This is a genomic window from Limnochorda sp. LNt (assembly GCF_035593265.1).
Classification (GTDB): Bacteria; Bacillota; Limnochordia; order Limnochordales; family Geochordaceae; genus Geochorda; species Geochorda subterranea.
Genome location: NZ_CP141614.1, coordinates 1,277,836 through 1,297,924, shown reverse-complemented (window position 1 = coordinate 1,297,924; position 20,089 = coordinate 1,277,836). Strand labels below are relative to the sequence as shown.

Here is a 20,089-nt window from a genome sequence, read left to right as displayed (position 1 = left end):
GGGTCCGCCCGCTAGCCGGCGTACCTGACGAACTGCTTTAACCGCCGGTGGGAGGGGGTCGCTCCCATCGGCTCCAGCACCCCCCGCGGGCGTGGCGGTTTGCCGGTTGTTGCCCTTCGCCTGCTGGGGGTGTTTTCCTTTCCCGGGCGGCCTCCTGCTGGCCCGCCGGCTTCCAGCGAAAATGGGAAGGAGCTGGCGAAGCCCGCCATGATGCGGGTGGGCTCAGGGTGCGGATTTGATTAGGGCTCTTGAACTACCGGCGCAATCTCTGACTTCACCGCCTGGTGCGTGTGGGTGGCGTAGTTGTCGGGGCTCAGATGAATCTCGCCGTCAGGGTGGGTCTGGCCCAGGCGTCGCAGGAAGCGCAGGAACTCACGGCGCTACCCAGTCTACACCAGGCTGACCTCAGTCGGTATCCAACTGAATGGAGGCCACTGCCTCCTGACCGTGGCGGGAGCCGAGTTGGAGTATCTCGACGCCTACGACTACACCGTTTTGGTCATAGTCTATTATGACGCCCGGCGCGACCTCCTCTGACTCAACAATATCCGCGTCGGTTAGGCGAACGTACAGGGCATCGGCCTGACGATCCAGTTTAATTCGCATGGCGTCTCCGCAGCCTCCTATCAAAAAACACGGTCACAACCTTCAGGTGCCGCTCGCCCTCCACAGTTACCACACGAAGAAATCGACTGCCGCACTGACGGAACGCACGGATGTAGTGCGTGGTTCCATCCGGCCGGCGCTCTACGCGGTCGGGTGAAGTGACCGTTTCGGCAATCAGTTCCTCGCCGATTCTCCGCTCGGCCATTACGTCCAAAGCATGTTTGGTAAAGAGCAGGTCTGGCGTCGGCCTCACTCCTTCGTCCGACCCCAGTATACCTCGGAGCTCCGGTCATGGCGCGCCGGCGATGCTTCGCCCCCTCATGACGACCCGCCAAGACTCTTTGTTCACGCCCTGGCTTGCAGGGCTGCCCGTCCTCGACGTCGCCGAGGGGATGCGCTTTCCAGCTTTCGACAGAGGACCTCGTCGCTGACGGCCTGCTGAACGTCCGACAGGCTGCGGCGTTCCTGGGCATCAGCCGAAGCAAGCTCTACAGTCTCGTGGAGCGCGATGAGCTGCCTTATGTGAAACTGGCGCGGCTCGGCGCATTCCGAAGAGAGCCTTGACCGCCCTGGTGCCGGAAGGCCGATGGCCAGGGGCGGGTAGTCGGGGAATAGGTGGGTGATCTCGACCTGTTAACAAGCGATTTGTCTGCGAAGAAAAGGGTGCCCGCGCTGAGGAGGCAGGTTTTGAAAAGGAATTGAAATCCGTCCCGCTGCCATCGCGACGCCCTTCTTACAAGTGGCACCTGGACCACGGCTTCCTCCACCACCCGACCGGCATGCAGGTGCTGTGGGCGTTGTTGGCGGCGGGCTACAACCTCTTTCAGCTGTTCTTGGCCCGCCGCATCCGCCGCCGCCGTCCCTGGGAGCAGACCGACCGGGGCGTGGCCGAGCGGCTGCGGGCGGAGCTGTTGGTCGGGGAGGGACCGCTGGGGCTGTATCTGGTCCCGGACACCAGCTGACCCTCCCGCCGGCGGGTGGGGGAAGCCGACCGGGCAAGCCGTCTGTTACGGAAGCCAGCCGGGTGGCCCCGGGCCGGGGGGAGGTGCCCGGCTCGTTTTGTCCTTCTGACCCCCACCTCAGCAAACAACTACCAACTTCTTACTGGTAAACACTGGCGCGACCTCTGCGCCAGCTCCAGGCCCCTGGTCAACGATGGCTTCCTCCAGCCGGCCGGCCCCCGAGTAAGCGTCCGCGAGCTCGCTGTACAAAGCGGCCATGTTGCAGACCTTCCCAGCTCCCGGAGCAGCAGCCATCTCGTCGAGAAGGCGAGCTGCTTGGTCATAGTCTGGCTCAGGGCCGTGGAGCAGGGCCAGGATCCGCTGTTCCTTGCGCAACCATTCCCTCGAGGCCCCCACAGGGCCTCCCTCCCTGGTCGAGCGGCGGTCGACTTGGGCACGACGTCGGGGCGAGGGCGCTTTTCCAGCGCTCCTCCTACCTTTCGGCCCCAACCTTACCTCACTTCGGTGGCCAGGGCCATCTCAACGGCGCTTCCGGCTACGTCGTGCGTCGGCTTACGAGCCCGACCCGGCCTGCCGACACAAGGCCGGATGCTCGGGGTGTGGTATGATGGGGCCGGAAACTTCAGGGACAGTCCCGAGTTACGAATGGGTGCGAGAGGAAGTTGGGTGAAATGCCTGAATTCACGGTCGTCTTGCCCGACCATGTTTCGAGGGATGAGGCCCTTCTTTACCTCGCGATGAAACTTTACGAGGCACGTAAGCTTTCACTGGGCAAGGCCGCCGAGCTGGCCGGTTATTCCGTCCGGGCGTTCGCAGAGATCCTCAACAAGCACGGGATCTCGGTTTTCCGTTACCCGCCCGACGAGCTTGACAAGGACGTGCAGCATGCCCTCGATCCTCATCGTGGATAGCACGGTCTGCATCGCCCTCGAGCGGATAGGGAGGCTGGAGTTGCTGCGGCAGTCCGCGTCCGAGGTGTGGATGCCGCCTGCGGTACAGGAGGAGATTGGGCCGTCCGTTCCAGCCTGGGCGAGGGTCGTACGGGTCACCGACCAAGCACGAGTTCGGGTGCTGCAGGCCTTTCTGGGAAAGGGCGAGGCGGAGGCGATTGCTTTAGGGCTTGAACACGCGAATGCTCTGCTTGTGCTTGATGACCTGGATGCGAGGAAGATGGCTTCGCATCTCGGCCTCCGTAGCACGCCGGCCTCGTAGCCGCCGCTGCGCCCCATCGCCCGAGTTCGTCGCGCCGGTGCAGCCACGCACAGGAAGCGGCCGGAAGCCTTCACGGCGCGTTGCGTTCGCGGGAGGCACCGGGACACCGCCGGGTCACCCCTCCGGGAACAGTTCTGCCACCTGCACCGAAAAGCCCGGGACGGCCGGGTCGGCAAGGGTCTCGGCCGCCTCGAAGACCTGCGGCCGGTGGGGATGGGCGTAGACCATAACCCGGCGACGGTCCGGGTCGACGAGCCACACGCTTTTGGCCCCCGCCGAAAGCCAGGCTTCGATGCGTTCTTGCACTTCGCGGAAGGTGTCGTTCGGCGACAGGATCTCGACGGCCACGTCGGGCGACACGGTATGGTAGCCTTTGGGCCGAGGGCTTGGCAGATGTTCGCGGGCGACGAAGGCCACGTCTGGAGCGCGCACAGTATCGGGGTTCTTGGTCAGAAGAAAACCGGCTTCCACCAGCACTGCGCCGAGCCCTTGGCGGAGCACAAAGCTTCCGAGAAGTGCGGCGATGCGACCGGCGATCTCCCCATGCTCGCAACCGGGCGGAGCCATCTCCACCAGCTCCCCTTTCACGAGCTCGTAGCGCTTGCCGTCCTTGGGGAGCCGGAGCAGGTCGTCGGCGGTCAACAGCGTCCGCGTCGCCACGGGCTTCCCCTCCCGACGTTCAGTATACCATCTGGACGGCTGCCCCCGAGGCCAAGGTCTGCCCGACGAAGTGACGCCAAAGTCCACGCCTTGCCGCCGAGTGACACACAAACGTCACGGCCTCGGGCCCTCGACCTCTTCGTGAGATCGATTCGTGGGATCGAGGCCGTGACCTCGTCGCAAGGGTGTCCCGGCGGCGACCCGCTCTCCCGTGGGGTGGCCCCCGCAGTACCCTAGGCGCTGGAGGTTTTCACGGCCGTGTTCGGAATGGGAACGGTCGCGCAAGGTAGTCACGCTGGGCTCCGACCGTGTCCCGCGGCCTCTGTGCACGGGATCTTCGGCTCCTGACCCAATCCCTGCCGCGAGCATCCCAGGCCTGTTTTCCGCCCTTGCCGGTTCTTCAGCCGGTGCGCTGCGGGGACTCAGGCCCTCGACCCGTACCCGAAGCACTTCGCCTAAACGCCCGAACGGGCAGTGAGACGGGCGGAGGAAGCCAGCCTACCTGAGCCGGCAGCACCCCCAAGGCACGGAGGAGGACTGTCGCACAGAAAATGGCCCATCAGCGGGGGGCCATCCGCAACGCGCCGTCCAGCCGGATGACGGCCCCGTTGAGCATGGGATTCTCGACGATGTGCTGCACCAGGGCCGCGTACTCCTCCGGCCGCCCCAGCCTGGCCGGGAAGGGCACCTGGTTCACCAGCGACGCCCGCACGGGCTCGGGCAGCGCCCCCACCATGGGCGTGTCGAAGACGCCGGGCGCCACGGTGACCACCCGGATGCCCCAGCGGGCCAGCTCCCGCGCGGCCGGCAGCGTCAGCCCCACCACCCCCGCCTTGGAGGCCGCGTAGGCTGCCTGCCCTAACTGTCCCTCGAAGGCCGCCACCGATGCGGTGTTGACGATGACGCCCCGCTCGCCCTCCTCGTCGGGCGGCGCCTCGGCCATGGCCGCCGCGGCCAGGCGCAGGGCGTTGAAGGTGCCGATCAGGTTGACCTGGATGACCCGGGCGAACTCCTCCAGCGGCATGGGCCCCTCCCGCCCCACGATGCGCCGGGCCCCGCCGATCCCGGCGGCGTTGACCAGGATCCGCGGGGGCCCCATCTCCGAAGCCGCCCGGATGGCCTGGGCGACGGCCGCTTCGTCGCTGACGTCCGCCGCCACGAAGCGAATCCCCGCCCCCAGCTCGGCCGCCAGGGCCTGGCCCCGGGCGGCGGCCACATCGGCCACCACCACCTCCGCGCCCAGACGGTGCAGCCGCCGGACCACGGCCTCCCCCAGCCCCGAGGCGCCGCCCGTCACCAGCGCGACGGCTCCCGCCACCTTCACGGCAGGCACCCCCCGCGGCGGAGCCCCTCCCTGCCCTGCACCGCAGGGACAGGCCCCGGCTTTGGTTCGGTACCGGCAGATTCGTGGAGGGGCCCGCGGTCCTCCGCGCCGGGCGCTGGCGCCGCCGGCCCCGGCGCGCCCGCCGCCGCCCGCCTGCCGCGCCGAGGTCACGGCCGGCACGGCCGCCGCCGCCGGCAAGGGCTCATCGGCTGGGCGCGGCCCCCGCAGGCCCGTCACCACGGCCCAGAGCATCGGCAGCACGCCCAGCACGATGAAGACGGTGTCGGGCAGCATCCGCAGCCACAACAGCACCTGCACCCACGGCGTCCGGTAGAAGGCGGGGTCCCGGGCCACCGCGAAGCCCTGATCTACCGCCACCGCGAGCTGGCCGATGCCCACCGGGATCAGGGTGAGCAGCACCATGCCGGCCAGCCCGGCGTTGAGCCCCCAGAAGCTGAGCCGCACGGCCCGCTCCGAGAAGGCCTCGGGCCGGGTGACGCTGCGCAGCACGTAGACCAGCAGCGCCATGGCCAGCATGCCGTAGACGCCCATCAGCGCGGCGTGGGCGTGGGCCGCGGTCAGGAAGGTCCCGTGCTCGAAGTAGTTGACCACCGGCAGGTTGATGAAGAAGCCCAGCACACCGGCGCCGAAGACGTTCCAGACCGAGGTGGCCACCAGGAACCAGAAGACCGTCGGGTAGGCGAACTGGCGCCCGGCCCGGCGAGCCAGCACGTACTGCTCGTAGGCCTCGACGCCCAACAGCGTCAGCGGCACCACCTCCAGGGCCGAGAAGGCCGCGCCCAGCGCCAGCCAGAACTCGGGCAGGCCGACGAAGTAGTAGTGGTGCGCCGTGCCGATGACGCCCGTGGCCATGACCAGCAGGATCTGGAAGTAGGTGGCCCGCAGCGCCGACTGGGCCCGCACCAGCCCCAGGTGCACCAGCAGCGTCGCCGTCACCACCAGGGCGAAGACCTCGAAGATGCCCTCGACCCAGAGGTGGATCACCCACCACCGCCAGAACTCGGCCACGGCCCAGTTGGTGCCCGGCTTGAAGAAGAGGCCGAAGCCGTAGAAGAAGGGGATGGCGGCCGAGGCGTACAGCAGCAGGTGCGGCAGGCTGCCCGGGTCCTGCTGGGCCCGCAGGGCGGCCCGGATGCCGCGCCAGACGATGATGAGCCAGAGCAGCAGCCCCACGATGAGCAGGATCTGCCAGAGCCGGCCCAGCTCCAGGTACTCCCAACCCTGGTGGCCGATCCACCACCACAGTCCGGAGCCCGCCTCGCCGCTACCGGCGGTCAGGCGCCCCGTGCCGCCCAGGTAGGTGCCGGCCAGGGTGCCCGCGGTGACCAGCACCAGCGCCACGAAGAGGACGTTGGCCAGCAGCGCCTGGCCTCGCGGCTCGCCCGTCGCCTGGCCGCGGGCGGCCGCCGCCTGGCGGCTCAGGGCCGGCGCGATGTAGAGGCCGGCCGCCAGCCAGGCCGTGGCGATCCAGAAGATGGCCATCTGCAGGTGCCAGGATCGGGCCACCGAGAAGGGCAGCAGGCGGTCGATGGGGATGCCCAGCACCTCCCGCACGCCGAAGAAGTCGGGCGCCACGTAGCTGTGGGCCATCCAGCCGCCCATCAGGGTCTGGCCCAGGAAGAGCAGCATCACCACCACCAGGAACTTGGCCGCGGCCCGCTGGGTGGGCGTGAGGGAGTCGGGCAGCCCGATGGCGGACCGCCGTGCTGCGCCGTCGTGCAGACCGGCCGATGGCCCGTCAGGCTCCAGCTCGGGCTCCATCTGCAGCCGGTAGCGGAAGTAGGCCCACAGCACCACGGCCAGCATGGCCACCAGCAGCGCCACGCTGACGGCGCTGGCCACCACCGAGCCGGGCGTCACGTGGTTGCCGGCGGCAGGCTCGTAGGGCCAGTTGTTGGTGTACGAGTAGGCCTGGCCCGGGCGCCGGGCAGCCGACAGCCACGCCGTCCAGAAGAAGAAGCGGCTCAACGCCGGCACGTCACCGGGCGCCACCAACCCGGCCGGCAGGGAGGCCTCGGGATCGCCCTCGGCGAAGAGACGGCGGTAGAAGGCCTCCACCTGCTCCAGCGCGAAGGCCTGGGCGGCGGAGATGGTCAGGGTGCGGGTGGCGGGATCGTACCGGTTGGCCGACAGCTCCGCCTGCACCTGGGCGGCCAGCTCGGCGGCCGACAGGGGCTCGCCCGCCGCTCGGGCCTGCTGGGCGTGATAGGCCTGCATCGCCTCGGCCATCAGCCGCAAGGTCTGGGCCGTGAAGTCGGGCCCTCGCATGCCCCCGTTGCCCAGCACCGAGCCGTAATCCATCAGCCCGTAGCGTTGCCACGCCGACTGCCCTAGGGCGATGACGGCCCCATCCAGCACCTGGCCCGTCGGCTCGACGACGATGCGCTGGGGCACGGGCGGCACCTCGTCGAAGCTGAAGGCCGCGCCCAGCACCATCACCGTGAAGACGCCCAGGACCGTCAACACCAGCGCGTACTTCCAGAAGCCGGATCGCGCATCCATAACCGATCCCCCTCGTCTCCTATCCCGACGCGGCGCCGGCCAGCGGGTCCAGGCCCTGCCGGGCGCCGTCGTCCTGCTCGGCCTGCCGGTGGAGGGCGGCCAGCTGCGCCACCGAGATGCCCCCCAGGTACTCGGTGACGGCCCGGCGCAACCCGTCGAGCACGGGGTGGAGGGCGCATCGCCCCGGATCGGGGCACTCCCCCGGCCACAGCATGCAGCGGGTGAAGAGGGTGGGACCCTCGACCGCCTCCACCACCTCCAGCAGCGAGATGCCCTGGGGCAGGCGGCTCAGGCGGACGCCGCCCCGAGCCCCCCGGGCGGTGACGACCAGCCCGGCCCGGGCCAGAGCCTGCACCACCTTGGCTCCGTAGGCGGTCGGGATGCCCCCCTCCCGGCAGAGCGTCGCCACGTCCGAGGCGTGGCCGGGCCGGGCGGCCAGCTGCATCATCAGCCGGATGGCGTAGTCGCTCGGACGGGTCAGCCTCACCCGGCTCCCCCCTTCCCACCGGGTCCTGCATAAATCGGACAAAGTGGTCTTGTTTCTCTGATTGCGACTCTACGCCAGCCGGGGCGCCTCACCCAGGGGCGGCAGTCCCGACTCGTCAGTGGCATCCGACCCGATGAGGCAGGACGGTTGTCCTCCGAGGGCGCGCCCCCGCCAGCGGGAGATCGAGGCCAGCGGGGCGTCAAGGGGGGAGAAGCGAAGGGCCGCCGGGGGCCCGGGGGCAGGCGGCCGGGGCGCTACGCCTCGCGCGCCGCCCGTGCCCGCCACCGCCACGGCACCCGGCCGGTCAGCACCGCCGGCAGCCAGCCGTAGCCCAGCAAGGCGGCCACCGCCAGCAGCCCGGCGCCGTACGCCCAGGCGCCCAGCTGCGTCAGCGGCGTCGAGGCGGTCAGGATGCCGGCCACTAGCAGCACCAGCCCGCCGTTGGTGGCCCAGAAGGCCACCTTGCCGGCCTTGGGGGCGTAGAGGTCGGGCAGGTTGGGGATCTGCAGCACGTCGGGGATGGTGGCCCGGTAGTACCACATCAGGAAGGGCGTCACCTTGTAGAGCTGGCCCAGGATGACCTGCACCACCCAGCCCAACAGGTAGGCCACGCCCGCCGCCAGGGCCAGCCGCTCCGGCGGGCGGACGCTCACCAGGCCCGCAGCCCAACCCAGCCCCGTCGCGCTCAGCACGACGGTGACGACGCAGAGGGCCCACCAGTGGTCGACGTTGAGGTCGGGCCGCCTGCGCCGCCGGCGACGCAGCAGGTAGACCAGCTCCCAGACGTAGAGCGGGCCGGCCAGGCAGGCGGCAACCACCGCCGCCTTCAGCAACCAGGCCGAGCGGGCCAGGGCGCCGGCCACCTGCAGGGCGAGGCTGGCGACCAGGAGCGCCACGATGGCCATCCCCCGCCGCTCGTTGGCGATGCGCACCCCGTGGACGATAGGTACCAGCCGGTAGGAGACCCCCACCACCATCAGCGCGAACCAGCCGCCCAGCCCCAGAGCCATGTGCACCAGCAGGCCCTGGTGGCCGATGTAGAGCCACGGCCAGACGGGGAAGCGAAAGCCCAGGGCCAGCACCAGCCCCCAGGTCGTCACCAGGCCGAAGCTCAAAGCGCTGATGGCCATGGCCAGCCCGTGGAGGCGGCCCTGCGGCCCTGCCTGGCCGGCGGCCCCCCGCCGGCGCAAGGCGGCGCCGGTCCTGGCCATGATGACGCCGAAGCCCCAGGCCGTGACCGTCACCAGGCTCCCGCCCAGGATCAGCCACCCGATGCGGCTGGTGTAGAAGCCCGCCACCAGGGCCGTGGCCCCGACGATGAAGCCTGCCAGCTGCCACGGAACCCAGCGCTGCGTCCACAGCCGCTCGCTCAGCAACGCCCCCGACATCTGGTAGGCGGCGCCCACGATCATGGTGGAGCCCAGCCCCAGGGTGATGGCGTGGGTCAGCGCGAAAACCGGTGCCGTCAAGAAGCGGGCCGCCGCCAGCCGGGGCGCCGAGATGACGAGGAGGACGGCGACGGCAGGCAACGCGACGGCGGTGGCCCACCACATGGCCGCCTCGGCCGCGGTCATCATCAGAGGCCCGCCGGTCGCCCCCGCCAGGGGCCCGCCGGGCGGCGGCGCCCCCTCGCCTCGCCGTGGGGCCGTCTCGTCGGCCATTGCCCCTACCCCCACTCCTCCAGCTTCGAGGGATCGTCGAGGACGATGAGCCCCCGCTCGAGCCGCACCAGGCCGGCTCCCCGGAAGGCGGCCAGCAGCCGGCTGACGCTCTCCCGGGTGGTGCCCGCCATGCCGGCCAGATCCTGATGGGAGAGGTGCACCCGGATGCGCACGGCCCCCGGCCGCCCCCGCTCCGGCACCGGCTCGCCCAGCTGGCGGGCCAGCCGCAGCAGCACCCGCACCAGCCGGGCCGGCACGGGCTGCATGCCCATCTCCCGCAGCTGGGCGTGGAGCCGGCGGATGTGGCGGCCCAGCACGGCCACCATCCGCACCGCGATGGCCGGCTCGCTGGCGAGCAGGGCGTAGAAGGCGGCCCGCTCCATCACCCAGACCGTCGTCTCCTCCAGCGACTGCACCGTAGCCGGCGCCGGCCCGCCGTCGAGGAAGCCGACGTGGGGGAAGAAGGAGCCTGGCCCCAGCACGTTGAGGATGTGCTCCCGGCCCTCGGCGTCGGTGGTCGAGGCCTTGACCGAACCGGTCTCGATGAAGTAGACGGCCTCCACCGGCTCCCCTTCGAGGAAGACGAACATGCCCCGCCGGTAGTGCCGGCGGTGCAGGAGCTGGGCGATGGCCGCCAGCTGGCCCTCGTCGAGCCCGTCGAAGAGGCTGGTGCGGCGCAGCACGGCCAGGGCCGTCTCGGGCCTGTCGGTGATGGTCATCACTCCAGGCCGTGACGGAGCGCAAGGCGCCACCCGCAGCGGCGGGCTACGCTCCTGCACGGGATATCCTTTTCCAGGCTAACGATTTACCCATGCAATAGCAAGCCGTTCATCGTCACCCGGTATCATGAGAAGGGGGCTCGTCCGATGTCGACCCACGGTCCGACCCAGGCCATCCGCGACCACCACCGTCAGCTCCTGCAAGAGCTGGAGCGCTCCCTGGCCGGCCTCTCATCGGCCGCCGCCCAGGGCGTCGACGGCTCCGCCCAGGCTCAGGCCCTGGTGCAGTGGCTGCGGGGGGCGCTCTTGCCCCACGCCCGGGGAGAGGAGCGGGCCCTCTACCCGGCCGTCGACCCGCTGGTGGCGCGCTACGGCCGCGCCAGCGCCACCATGTCCATCGATCACGAGTACATCGAGCGCTACATCCGGGAGGTCGAGGCGGCAGCCCGAGCCGCGGCCGACGCCGCCGAGCCCTCCCGTGCCGGGGCGCTGCGCCGGCTGCACCAGTTGGCCCTCCAGCTGGCCGCCATCCTGCACCTGCACCTCGAGAAGGAGGAGCGGATCTACCTGCCGCTGGTGGAGGCTCACCTCTCCGAGGCCGAGCAGCGCCGGCTGCTGGAGGCCATGCACGAGCCGGCCGATAGCCAGGCCCCGGCGGGGCCGGATGGCGCCCACGCCGCCGACGCCGTGCTGGATGTGCGGCCCATCCCGCCGCCCATGCGCCACCCGCTCATCTTCGAGACCTACCAGCGCCTCGGCCCGGGAGAGGGCTTCGTGCTGGTCAACGACCACGACCCCAAGCCGCTCTACTACCAGTTCGCCGCGGAGCTGCCCGGCCGCTTCACCTGGGAGTACCTGGAGTCGGGCCCCGAGGTCTGGCGGGTGCGCATCGGCAAGCCCGGCGCCTGAGGCGCCCGGCGCCGCCGCCACGACGCGCGACCCGATGGGAGGGCGATGCTGGTGAAGCCGTCCCGTGATGCCGCTGCACCCCGTCGAGGCCGCACGCCGCCGGCTGCCCCCTTGCGCCTGGCTGCCATGGTGGCCGGGGGCGGCGCCCTCATCCTGGGCATGCTGGCCGGTCTGGTGCGGATGGGCTGGCGCATCCCCCTGCCCGGCACCCTGGCCGCCGCCCACGGGCCGCTGATGGTGGCCGGCTTCCTGGGCACCCTCATCAGCCTGGAGCGGGCCGTGGGCCTGGGGCGCCCCTGGGCCTACCTGGCGCCGGCCCTGGCAGGCGCGGGCAGCCTCCTGCTGCTGGCGGGGGCGCCCTCCAGCCTGGTGGCCCTCGCCTTCCTCGCCGGCGCGGCGGCGCTGGTGGCCGTCTTCGTCGTCATCTACCGGATCCGCCCGGACCGGCCCAACGCCGTGCTGCTGGCCGGCACCCTGGCCTGGATGGGCGGCGTCCTAGGTGACCGCTCGGAAACCGTACCCCACGGGGTATGAGCTGATGGGGTTTGAAGAATAGAAAGTCGATGATGAACGCCGGAGGGCTTTCTTGGACAGTAACCATTGATACACCTCTATGAGCTTTCTGTAGCTTTGTATTGCTGCACCGCTCTTGCGTTCACGCCCGTTTTCGTGGTACGATGCGGCTGGAAACCACCTCCGGGCAGGGAGTGGAGCGGCGTGCTGGGCCGGCGCAACCGGCAGACCACCTTCGACGACGTCACCTGGCGACAGCGCATCCCCAAGGACTCCTACTGGTGGCGGCTCCACGACTGGGCGGTGCAGAACCTGGACGAATCGATGTTTGCTCCGCTGTTTGACGCCCGCACCGGAAGGCCTTCGGTGAGCCCGGTCCGCACGTTTCTGGCGCTGTTGATCCAGATGGAGAAGGGCTACTCGGACCGGGAGATGGAGCAGGAATCCCGCTTCGATGACCGGGTGAAGCTGGCGATTTTGGCGGGGCGGGACTTTGAGGGCATCGATGCGGTGACGCTGTGCGACCACCGCCGGCGCTTCTTGCAGCATGGCATCGCGGCGGCCATGCTGGAGAGGACCCTGGCCTCGGCCAAGCAGGCGGGGCTGTTTTCGCCGGAGCGCTCCCAGATCGTCGATTCCTTTCTCATCCACGGCGGGGCCGCCGTGCAGGACACCTACACCCTCATCCGCAAGGGTATCGTGCGGGTCCTGGCGGTGGCCCGGATGCACGAGCTGGACGGTCCGCTTTCGGCGGTACTGAAGCGCACCGATTACCACCAGCCGGGCAAGCCCCGGATCGACTGGGACGACGCCGAGGCCCGCCGACAGCTGCTCCAGGCGCTGGTCGACGACGCGTTGGCCCTGGTGGCGGCGGCGCGGGCGCTTGCGAAGGTGCCCGAGGACTTGAAGGCCATGGTGGACCTGCTGGAGCGGGTGGCCACCCAGGACATCGAGCGGGACCCGGACGGGACGGTCCGCCTCAAGCAGGGGGTGGCCAAGGACCGGGTCATCTCGGTGGTCGACCCCGAGATGCGCCATGGCCACAAGACGGCCTCGAACCGGGCAGACGGCTACGAAGCCCATCTGATGACGGGCGGCGAGGGCCACCGGCTGGTCACCGCCGTCGCGGTGACGCCCGCCAACGCACCGGACGACGCGAGGCTGGAGGCGATGCTGGACGACCAGGAGCGGCACGGCCACCGCCCCGCGGAGGTGCTGGGCGATCAGGCGTACTTCGACGTCGAGCGCGCCCGGCGCCAGGCCGAGAAGGGACCCTCATCGTGGCCAAGGCGCCCCGGCGACGAACCGGGAGGGGTACTTCTCGAAGGAGGCCTTCGCCCTGGACGCCGACGCCGGCACGCTCACCTGCCCCGCAGGGCAGACGGTCCGCTTCGACCCGGGCCGACTGCAGCACCACAAGGGGTTCGTGGTGAGCTTTGCGGCCGAGGCCTGCGGGGCCTGTCCCCTCAAGGCCCGCTGCACGCCGGCGGCGGCCCGTCAGGTCACGATCCACCCCTACGAGGTCGAGCTGCGGCAGGCTCGGGCGTACCAGCGCACCCCGGCCTTTCGGGAGCGCTACCGGCTGCGGGCCCGCATCGAGCGCATCGTGCGGCAGCTCAAGACCCACGGGGCCCGCAAGGCGCGCTACTGGGGTCGCATCAAGGTGCGCTTCCAGCTCCTGCTGGCCGCCATCAACCACAACATCAAGGAGGTGATGGCCGCCGGGCCACCCGTGGGGGTGGTGGGCCCCGCATGAGTAAGAAGCTGGAAGACAAGGAAAAGAGAAGGGAAACCGGGGGTTGGAAAGGCAGCACGACGCGCTCCGCCCTCCCGTCGAAGGCCGCGATTGGGTCGAGCTCGAACCCGCTGGCCGCATGCCTGACCTTTCAAACCCCCTACCAAAGGCCCGATTCAACAGGAAACCGAGCAGTCACCTGATATGAACGAGGCCGTCAACCCCCATCGTGATCCGCCGGGGTGGAGCCGGGCCGGGGATGTCGTCGACGGTTGGCACTCTGATATCCGCGGGTTGGCTACCGCATCTTACGCCATCCGTCGGGGAGCTGCCTCGAACTAGGGACGCACGTGCGGCTTCAGGCGCCGTGTGCATAGGAGACTCGAGGATTCCCCCCACCGGTCCCCGGTTGGTTCCGGCTCACCCGGTCGGCCGGATCCCTGTAGAGCCTTCTGGTTCCGACCTCAGCCCTCCTGTCAGGCGGCCCTCCGAGCCTGCTGCGCCTCGACGTGGCATGCAACAGCCCAGGCAAACCCCAGCAACTCACGGGCCACCGCGGTGGCCGCGATCGTGGCGGGCTTGCCCCGGCCGAGCAGGCGCCAGTACTTCCGATGCAGCCGTTGTTGTGCCTTCAGCGAGATGCGCAAGACTTCCGGGTCGACCCCTTGTTGCCGGCTCCGCAAGGGAGCCTTCACGGCGGGGCGGTGGCGATACGCCCAGGCCGCTTCCCCCAGCACGAACCGAACATGGGCGTTGCCGGTCTTGGTGATCCCGCCCCGCCGGGTCTGAGCCCCGCTGGAGTGCTCGCGGGCACCAGCCCGCGTAGGCCATCAACTGGGCCGGGCTGCGAAACGGGAGAACTCCCGATCTCGGCTGCCAGCGTCACCGCCGTCACCTCCCCGACCCCTTTGAGGGCCTGCAACGCCTGGATGACCGGCGCCTGGCGGCTTTCAGTGGCCAGCGCATGGATCTCCGCCTCCAGCCGATCCACCCGGGCCTGCTGAGCCCGCACGGCCTCCACGTACTCCTGATAAGCCACCTGGGTGGCCCGGCGGGAAGCTCAGCGTATCGAGCCAGCGCAGGAACATCCGGGACCACCGCTTCGTGCCTTTCGGCGCAGCGATGCCGTGACGCAACAGGAAGCTGCTCAGCTCCTGGCGGGCACGCTTCAGGTCCCGCTTGGCGCCTTCCCGGGCCCGCACCAGGTCTCGCAGCGCCTCTTCCTCCTCGCCGGGTACCCAGACCGGCGTCAGCTCGCCGGCTCGCAGCAACTGGGCCAGCCGCAGGGCGTCGCGCCGGTCGGTCTTCACCTGGTCGCCGGGCCGCACGGGCGTCAGCGACGGCGCCACCACGAGGCATCGCACCCCCAGCCGGCTCAAGAGCCGGTACAGCCCGTAGCCGGTGGGCCCCGCCTCGTAGCACGCCAAGAGCTGCTCCGGCTTGCCCAGCCGCCTCACCAGCTTGCGCACGGCCTCGGGCGTGTTCGCCACGCTGCCCAGGTACTGGGGCGGGGCGGTCCCCCGCTCGGCCACGGCCACAGCGATGGTCTCCTTCGAGACGTCCAGGCTTACGAACTTCGTGATATGATCCACGTCGCCGGCCTCCTTCACGCTGTAGCTCTGCGTCCCTCTGGGGACGTAACCTACGTTCGTCGTGAACGGGGGCCGGCCTCGTTCATCCTAACTAGCCTGGTGGGTGGGGGTGGCGGTGCCGGCCCTGGTGCCGTGGTGGGCGGCCTTCCTGGTGCTGACCATCGCCGGCGAGCGCCTGGAGCTGGCCCACCTGCGCCCGGCCCGGGGCCTGGTCGACGCCGCCTTCCTCCTCTCGGCCGCCCTGCTGGGGGCCGGGGCCCTGCTCTCGGCCGTGCGGCTCGAGGCCGGGGTCCGGCTGGCGGGGCTGGGCATGGCGGGCCTGGGGCTGTGGCTGGCCCGCTTCGACGTCGCCTGGCGGACGGTGCGCCTGCAGGGCCTCACCCGCTACATCGCCTGGTGCCTGCTGCCCGGATACGCCTGGCTCGCCCTGGGCGGCATCAGCTGGGCGCTGGGGGCCCGCTGGTTCGGCGGGGGCGTCTTCTACGACGCGATGCTCCACACGGTCTTCGTCGGCTTCGTGCTCTCCATGATCTTCGGCCACGCCCCTGTCATCCTGCCCGGAGTGCTGGGCGTCACCGTGGCCTTCTCGCCCCGCTTCTACCTGCACCTGGCGCTCCTGCACGCCTCGCTGCTGCTGCGCATCGCCGGCGACCTGGCCGTGGCCATCCCGGCCCGGCAGTGGGGCGGCCTGCTCAACATGGTGGCCGTGCTCCTCTTCCTGCTGCAGACGGCCCTGGCCGTGCGCCAGGCGCGTCGCGCCGCGCGTCGCCGGGCCGCCAGTCCCCGCAAACGGCGAGGCGCCTCGCCGGAGCGAGGCGCCTCGATGCATCCGCCCCGTGAGGGCGCCGCTTCGGGTGCCGTCAGCGCAGCGGGCGGAACAGGTCGGGCCGCTCCGGCCCCTCCACCACCAGTTCGCCGATGGCGCCCTTGTGGATGCGCCCCAGGGCGTGGTCGACCAGCGTGTAGCGGCCCGGTACCTCCACCGCGAAGTCGACCACCACCGACCCGCCGGGGGGCACCAGCACCGTCTGCACGTCGGTGAGGGGCGGCGCCGTGAGGGAGCCCAGCATGTAGACCCGGTCGAAGATCTCGCCGATGACGTGGAAGCTGGAGGTGAGGTTGGGGCCGCCCACCCCGAAGTAGATCCGCACCGTCTCGCCGGTGCGGGCCCGGAGGACCGAGCCTCCGGCCAGGGAGCCCACCCGGCCGTTGAAGACCACGTACTCGGGAGGCTCGTCCCACAGCGCCTGCCAGTCGAAGGTCTGCAGGCCCTTCTGCCCGTAGGGGGCGGCCGTGTAGACCTCCTGCTGCATGACGTAGTACTCGCGGTCCACCGGCGGTAGCCCATCGGCGGGCTCCACCAGGATCATGCCGTACATCCCGTTGGCGATGTGCATCGGGATGGGCGCCGTGGCGCAGTGGTAGACGTAGAGGCCCGGCGCCAGGGCCTTGAAGACGAAGGCCGTGGCCCCGCCCGCCATCGTCTGCGTGTAGATGGCGCCGCCTCCCGTACCGGTCACGGCGTGCAGGTCGATGGAGTGGGGCGCGGTGCTGCCGTCCCGGTTGGTGACCCGGACCACCACCGTGTCGCCTTCGCGCACCCGGATCATGGGCCCGGGCACGGTGCCGTCGAAGGTCCAGAACGTGTACTCCACCCCGTCGGCCAGCTGCATCGTGGTCTCGACGGCCTCCAGGTCGACCCGCAGCGTGGCCGGCCCCTTGCGATCGATGGGCGGCGGCACGTGGGGCGGTGCGCTCTTGGGGGCGGTCGGTAGCGCCTCCACCTCGGCCAGGCCCCTCGGCGCCGGGGCCGCCGCGGCCTGAGCGGGCGCGATGGCGCCATCGCCGGCACCGCCGGGCGCCGCTCCCTGCCAGGGGGCCGTCACCACCACGGCCGCGACGGCGGCGGCCAAGAGCAGCGAGGCTGCGGCTCCCCTCATCACCCAGGTGCTTCGCGGATGGGCTCGGCGCTTCGACTCGAGCATGGGGTCCATCCCACCTTCCCCGTCGCTCCAAGATGGCAGCCGTCCCGCTGCCCCCTCGGGGCGGGACCCCCGTCTATCCCGCCTCACCGTAGCACGCCGCCACCCCGTGGGCTGTGACGGCGGCCATGGGTCTTCGTGACGGACGTCACAGATAAGAGGTTGGCTACCGTTTATCGTGTGTTCAGTGGGAGCGAAGGGCCCTGTTGATACAGTGCAAATAGGGCCTTCCAGGAGGGGGAGATGGCCTTGGCCACCACCGCGCCGGACTCCGGCCCCGCCCATGCTGCCCAGCCCGCCCTGTTGGAGCGCCTGCTCGAGGAGCACCGCGAGCTCCTGCCGGCTCTGCAGGCGTGGGTCGAGGGCCTGCCCGGCGCCCCGGCGGAGCGGGCCTGGCAGGAGCTGGCGGCCCTGGCCGAGCGGCTGCGGCTGCATGCCCATGTGGAGGACGAGACGCTCTTCGCGGCCATGGCCGACCTCCTGGGGCCGGCGGCGCTGACGGGTTACCTGATGCAACACGACGACATCGACGAGGTGCTGGGCCAGCTGCTGCAGACGCCGGGGCAGCTGCCCGACGGCGCGCCCGAGCTGGCGGACCGGCTTCTGTGGTATTGCGAGTCCCACTTCGAGATCGAGGAGCGGCACATCTTCCAGGAGGCCCTGGCCCGCCTGACGCCGCAGCAGTGGGCCGAGCTCGAGGTCCAGGCCCGGGCCCTGGCCGCCCGGTCCGGCGATGGCCCCCCGGCGCCGCAGCAGGCGACCGACGGCAGCTAGGACGTCATTGGAACGTCACATAAGTTGCAGACCACGTGGCGCCCCCCGATCCAGACTGGAGCCGCAGAGGCGACCCGGCCCGCCGGGCTGCGGCGGGCCGGGACGGCGAAGGGAGAGAGCACGATGCGGATCACCCGCCAGACCCTGGTCAAGGAGGCCGTGGAGAGCTCCCGGGAGGCGCCGGCTATCTTCGCCCGTCACGGCATCAACCCCCTGGAGCGGTGCCAGGGCATGTACGACCTCAACTCCATCGAGGACGCCGAGGACTGGTGCGGGCTGCACGACATCGACGGCCTCATCGAGGAGCTCAACGAGGCTGCCGAGCGCGAGGCCAAGGCCCAGGACGCCCTGGTCGAGCGGTGAGGTGGCAGACGTGAGCGCCGTGCGAGCATCTGCGCGGGCGCCGGTGGCGGTCCAGCAGGGCCTGCTGGACCGCCATGCCTTGCCCAAGCTGGCCATGACCTTCATCGCTGCCGCCTCGCTGGCTGGCACCCTCTTGACCATGGCCACCCACGGGGCCCCCTGGGAGCTGGGCCTGGTGCGCTGGCTGCACCTGGCCTCCCTGGGCTGGCTGGCCGGAGGGGCCATGTGGTGGGGCTGGTTCGTGCGGTCCGAGCCCGACGCGGAGGATCCCGAGGCGGTGGCCGCCTTCGGGGCGGCCATGGTGAGGCGCTACCGTCCCATCATGGCCGGCGCGGCGGCCCTGGGCCTGGCCACCAGCCCGCACCTGCTCTTCTTCCTCCAGCGCTCCAGCCACGATGCGGTGGCGCGGGGCCTGCTGGCGGTCAACGTGTTGCTGCTGGCCGGGAGCCTGACTGTGGCGTCGTGGCCCTTGGACCACGAGCCCGGTGGTCGGCCGGTGCCCGGGCGCCTGCGGGGCCGGCTGCTCATGGCCGCCGCCACCCTAACCCTGGCCATCACCGCCGTGCTCGATGCCCACCTCACCTTCCCCCAGTTCGCATCGGCCCTGCTGCTGCGGCCCCTACACGTGGTGGCCTTCGGCCTCTGGATGGGCGGGGCGGCCTGGAACCTGGCGGTGGCCATCCCCACCGCGCGCCAGGAGCCCACGCCCTCCGTGGTGGTGGCGGCGGCCCACCAGCTGGAGCGGTTCCGCTGGGCGGTGCGCCTGCTCTTGCCGACGCTGCTGGTAACCGGGCTGCTGCAGGCCCTCCCCTATGGCGGCGGCACCCTGCTGGGGCTGGCGGAGTCGCCGTGGGGCCGGGTGATCCTGCTGAAGCTGGGGCTGGTGGTGGCCCTGGTCGGCATCTTCATCACCTGCCCGCTGTGGCGGGCCTGCTCCCCCATCCGGGGTATGTGCGACCTGAGGGAGCTGCAGAGCGGCCCCGGGGCTCGCCAGCCGATGCGCACCCTCGACAACCGCGGGCGAGCCTGCGCGGGGTTCGTCCACATCCGCCGGGAGCTGGAGGCCCTCCGCGAAGGCGAGCTGTTGACGGTGCTCAGCACCGATCCCATCGCCTGGTGGGAGCTGCCGGCCTGGCTCGAGCTCGAGGGGCACACCCTGGTGCAGCGTGACCGCACGGGACGGTGGCGGCTCTTGTGGCCCAGCTACCGCTTCCTCATACGCAAGGGCCCCGCCAGGCGGCCGGCTCCGGGGGAGGGCGACGGGAGTCCCGAGCGGCCCCTGGCCCAGGCCGTCGCGGCGGGAGGGATGGGCCCGCCGTGACGGCCCACCCGGACCCGGCCGCCATCCTGCGCCAGATCCCCTACTTCGAGACGCTGGCGCCCGAGGAGATCGAGGAGCTGGCCTCTTCGGCCCACCTGCGCCTCTACCGGGCCTCCGAGGTCATCTTCAGCCAGGGGCAGCCGGCGGCCGGGCTCTGGTGCGTGGCGGCCGGCCGGGTCAAGGCGGTGCGCTTCTCCCCCCAGGGCCGGGAGCTGATCATCAAGTTCTTCGAGCCCTACGAGACCTTCGGCGAGGTGGGCGCCCTGGAGGGCGGCGAGAACCCCTCCACCGCCATCGCCGCCGTCGACTCCCGGATCCTGCTGGTGCCCCGCCAGGCCCTGGCGCCGCTGCTGCGCCGCCACCCCGAGGTGGACACCCGCATCATGCGGGCTATGGCCCAGAAGCTGCGCTTCGCCATGAGCCGCTTCGAGCAGGCCACCCTCTTCGACGTCCGCACCCGCCTGGCCGCCTTCCTGCTGGCGCAGTGGCAGAGCGGCCAGCCTGTCTGCCGCCTCTCCCAGGAGGAGGTGGCCTCCATGCTGGGCACAGTGCGCCAGGTAGTGGGCCGGGCCCTGGCCGAGCTGCAGTCGGCCGGGGCCATCCGGGTGCGGCGAGGCGCCATCGAGATCCTCCGTCCCGAGGTGCTGCAGGATGCTGTGCAACTTCTGTGACGGACGCCGGCGCGGCCCCGGCGCGACGATGGGCTCAGCCGACGAGGCGAGCCACGTCACGAGCCGGCCACCGGC

General features: G+C 70.8%; 19 protein-coding genes, 1 rRNA gene and 3 pseudogenes. 13 read left to right on the top strand and 10 right to left on the bottom strand.

What is annotated here, in order from left to right; genetic code table 11:
• Positions 1-405: 405 nt before the first annotated feature.
• Positions 406-606 (bottom strand): DUF2283 domain-containing protein, encoded by a 201-nt coding sequence (locus VLY81_RS14620; RefSeq protein WP_405001297.1) that lies wholly within the window; start codon positions 604-606, stop codon positions 406-408.
• Entirely contained in the window at positions 596-859 is a 264-nt protein-coding gene (locus VLY81_RS14615; RefSeq protein ID WP_405001296.1) for a DUF4258 domain-containing protein, read from the bottom strand. The genes VLY81_RS14620 and VLY81_RS14615 overlap by 11 nt, the downstream gene beginning before the upstream one ends.
• 104 nt (positions 860-963) lie before the next feature.
• Here VLY81_RS14615 and VLY81_RS14610 point away from each other — a divergent pair, with 104 nt between their 5' ends.
• The 4 genes from VLY81_RS14610 to VLY81_RS14920 all read left to right on the top strand — a co-directional run bounded on the left by VLY81_RS14610 (position 964) and on the right by VLY81_RS14920 (position 2,780).
• Positions 964-1,170, top strand: coding sequence for a helix-turn-helix domain-containing protein (locus VLY81_RS14610; RefSeq protein WP_405001294.1), 207 nt, complete (start codon positions 964-966; stop codon positions 1,168-1,170).
• A 215-nt stretch (positions 1,171-1,385) separates the two neighbouring features.
• A complete protein-coding gene (locus VLY81_RS06085; RefSeq protein WP_324670126.1) occupies positions 1,386-1,568 on the top strand; it encodes a hypothetical protein in 183 nt (60 codons plus the stop codon).
• 671 nt (positions 1,569-2,239) lie between these two features.
• Positions 2,240-2,479, top strand: a complete 240-nt coding sequence (locus VLY81_RS06080; RefSeq protein WP_324670125.1) for a UPF0175 family protein — start codon at positions 2,240-2,242, stop codon at positions 2,477-2,479.
• On the top strand, positions 2,454-2,780 hold the full coding sequence (locus VLY81_RS14920) for a PIN domain-containing protein (protein WP_491701042.1): 327 nt from the start codon (positions 2,454-2,456) through the stop codon (positions 2,778-2,780). Before VLY81_RS06080 ends, VLY81_RS14920 begins: the two co-directional genes overlap by 26 nt.
• Positions 2,781-2,894: 114 nt before the next feature.
• Here the strand turns inward: VLY81_RS14920 and VLY81_RS06075 are convergent, their stop codons facing one another.
• From VLY81_RS06075 to VLY81_RS06055, 6 genes are all read right to left on the bottom strand, one after another.
• Positions 2,895-3,440, bottom strand: coding sequence for a Uma2 family endonuclease (locus VLY81_RS06075; RefSeq protein ID WP_324670124.1), 546 nt, complete (start codon positions 3,438-3,440; stop codon positions 2,895-2,897).
• 188 nt (positions 3,441-3,628) lie between these two features.
• A 5S ribosomal RNA gene (gene rrf, locus VLY81_RS14880) occupies positions 3,629-3,740 on the bottom strand.
• Positions 3,741-3,999: 259 nt separating this feature from the next.
• Positions 4,000-7,287, bottom strand: coding sequence for an SDR family NAD(P)-dependent oxidoreductase (locus VLY81_RS06070; protein ID WP_324670123.1), 3,288 nt, complete (start codon positions 7,285-7,287; stop codon positions 4,000-4,002).
• A gap of 19 nt (positions 7,288-7,306) precedes the next feature.
• Positions 7,307-7,774 (bottom strand): RrF2 family transcriptional regulator, encoded by a 468-nt coding sequence (locus VLY81_RS06065; RefSeq protein ID WP_324670122.1) that lies wholly within the window; start codon positions 7,772-7,774, stop codon positions 7,307-7,309.
• Between the two features lie 254 nt (positions 7,775-8,028).
• The gene (locus VLY81_RS06060) at positions 8,029-9,435 is read right to left on the bottom strand and encodes a hypothetical protein (protein WP_324670121.1); all 1,407 of its coding nucleotides are present in this window, start codon (positions 9,433-9,435) and stop codon (positions 8,029-8,031) included.
• A 5-nt stretch (positions 9,436-9,440) separates the two neighbouring features.
• On the bottom strand, positions 9,441-10,214 hold the full coding sequence (locus VLY81_RS06055; protein WP_324670120.1) for a Crp/Fnr family transcriptional regulator: 774 nt from the start codon (positions 10,212-10,214) through the stop codon (positions 9,441-9,443).
• 87 nt (positions 10,215-10,301) lie between these two features.
• On the opposite strand from VLY81_RS06055, the gene VLY81_RS06050 reads away from it, so the two are divergent.
• The 4 genes and pseudogenes from VLY81_RS06050 (at position 10,302) to VLY81_RS14600 (ending at position 13,332) form a co-directional block, all read left to right on the top strand.
• Positions 10,302-11,063, top strand: a complete 762-nt coding sequence (locus tag VLY81_RS06050; protein WP_324670119.1) for a DUF2249 domain-containing protein — start codon at positions 10,302-10,304, stop codon at positions 11,061-11,063.
• A 51-nt stretch (positions 11,064-11,114) separates the two neighbouring features.
• A complete protein-coding gene (locus VLY81_RS06045; RefSeq protein ID WP_324670118.1) occupies positions 11,115-11,597 on the top strand; it encodes a DUF8744 domain-containing protein in 483 nt (160 codons plus the stop codon).
• Between the two features lie 135 nt (positions 11,598-11,732).
• A pseudogene (locus VLY81_RS14605) lies at positions 11,733-12,836 on the top strand (transposase); the annotation flags it as partial.
• Positions 12,799-13,332, top strand: a complete 534-nt coding sequence (locus tag VLY81_RS14600) for a transposase (protein ID WP_405001339.1) — start codon at positions 12,799-12,801, stop codon at positions 13,330-13,332. The pseudogene VLY81_RS14605 and the gene VLY81_RS14600, both read left to right, overlap by 38 nt.
• Before the next feature lie 455 nt (positions 13,333-13,787).
• Here VLY81_RS14600 and VLY81_RS06035 read toward each other — a convergent pair.
• Positions 13,788-14,903 (bottom strand): annotated as a pseudogene (locus tag VLY81_RS06035) (IS110 family RNA-guided transposase).
• A 103-nt stretch (positions 14,904-15,006) separates the two neighbouring features.
• On the opposite strand from VLY81_RS06035, the pseudogene VLY81_RS14915 reads away from it, so the two are divergent.
• A pseudogene (locus tag VLY81_RS14915) lies at positions 15,007-15,630 on the top strand (DUF8744 domain-containing protein); the annotation flags it as partial.
• A gap of 133 nt (positions 15,631-15,763) precedes the next feature.
• Here VLY81_RS14915 and nirK read toward each other — a convergent pair.
• A complete protein-coding gene (gene nirK, locus VLY81_RS06030) occupies positions 15,764-16,888 on the bottom strand; it encodes a copper-containing nitrite reductase (RefSeq protein WP_324670115.1) in 1,125 nt (374 codons plus the stop codon).
• A 240-nt stretch (positions 16,889-17,128) separates the two neighbouring features.
• Here nirK and VLY81_RS06025 point away from each other — a divergent pair, with 240 nt between their 5' ends.
• From VLY81_RS06025 to VLY81_RS06010, 4 genes are all read left to right on the top strand, one after another.
• Positions 17,129-17,659 (top strand): hemerythrin domain-containing protein, encoded by a 531-nt coding sequence (locus VLY81_RS06025; protein WP_324670114.1) that lies wholly within the window; start codon positions 17,129-17,131, stop codon positions 17,657-17,659.
• A gap of 123 nt (positions 17,660-17,782) precedes the next feature.
• Positions 17,783-18,022 (top strand): hypothetical protein, encoded by a 240-nt coding sequence (locus VLY81_RS06020; protein WP_324670113.1) that lies wholly within the window; start codon positions 17,783-17,785, stop codon positions 18,020-18,022.
• 19 nt (positions 18,023-18,041) lie between these two features.
• On the top strand, positions 18,042-19,343 hold the full coding sequence (locus VLY81_RS06015; protein WP_324670112.1) for a sulfurtransferase TusA family protein: 1,302 nt from the start codon (positions 18,042-18,044) through the stop codon (positions 19,341-19,343).
• Positions 19,340-20,014, top strand: a complete 675-nt coding sequence (locus tag VLY81_RS06010; protein ID WP_324670111.1) for a Crp/Fnr family transcriptional regulator — start codon at positions 19,340-19,342, stop codon at positions 20,012-20,014. The genes VLY81_RS06015 and VLY81_RS06010 overlap by 4 nt, the downstream gene beginning before the upstream one ends.
• Positions 20,015-20,089: the final 75 nt, after the last annotated feature.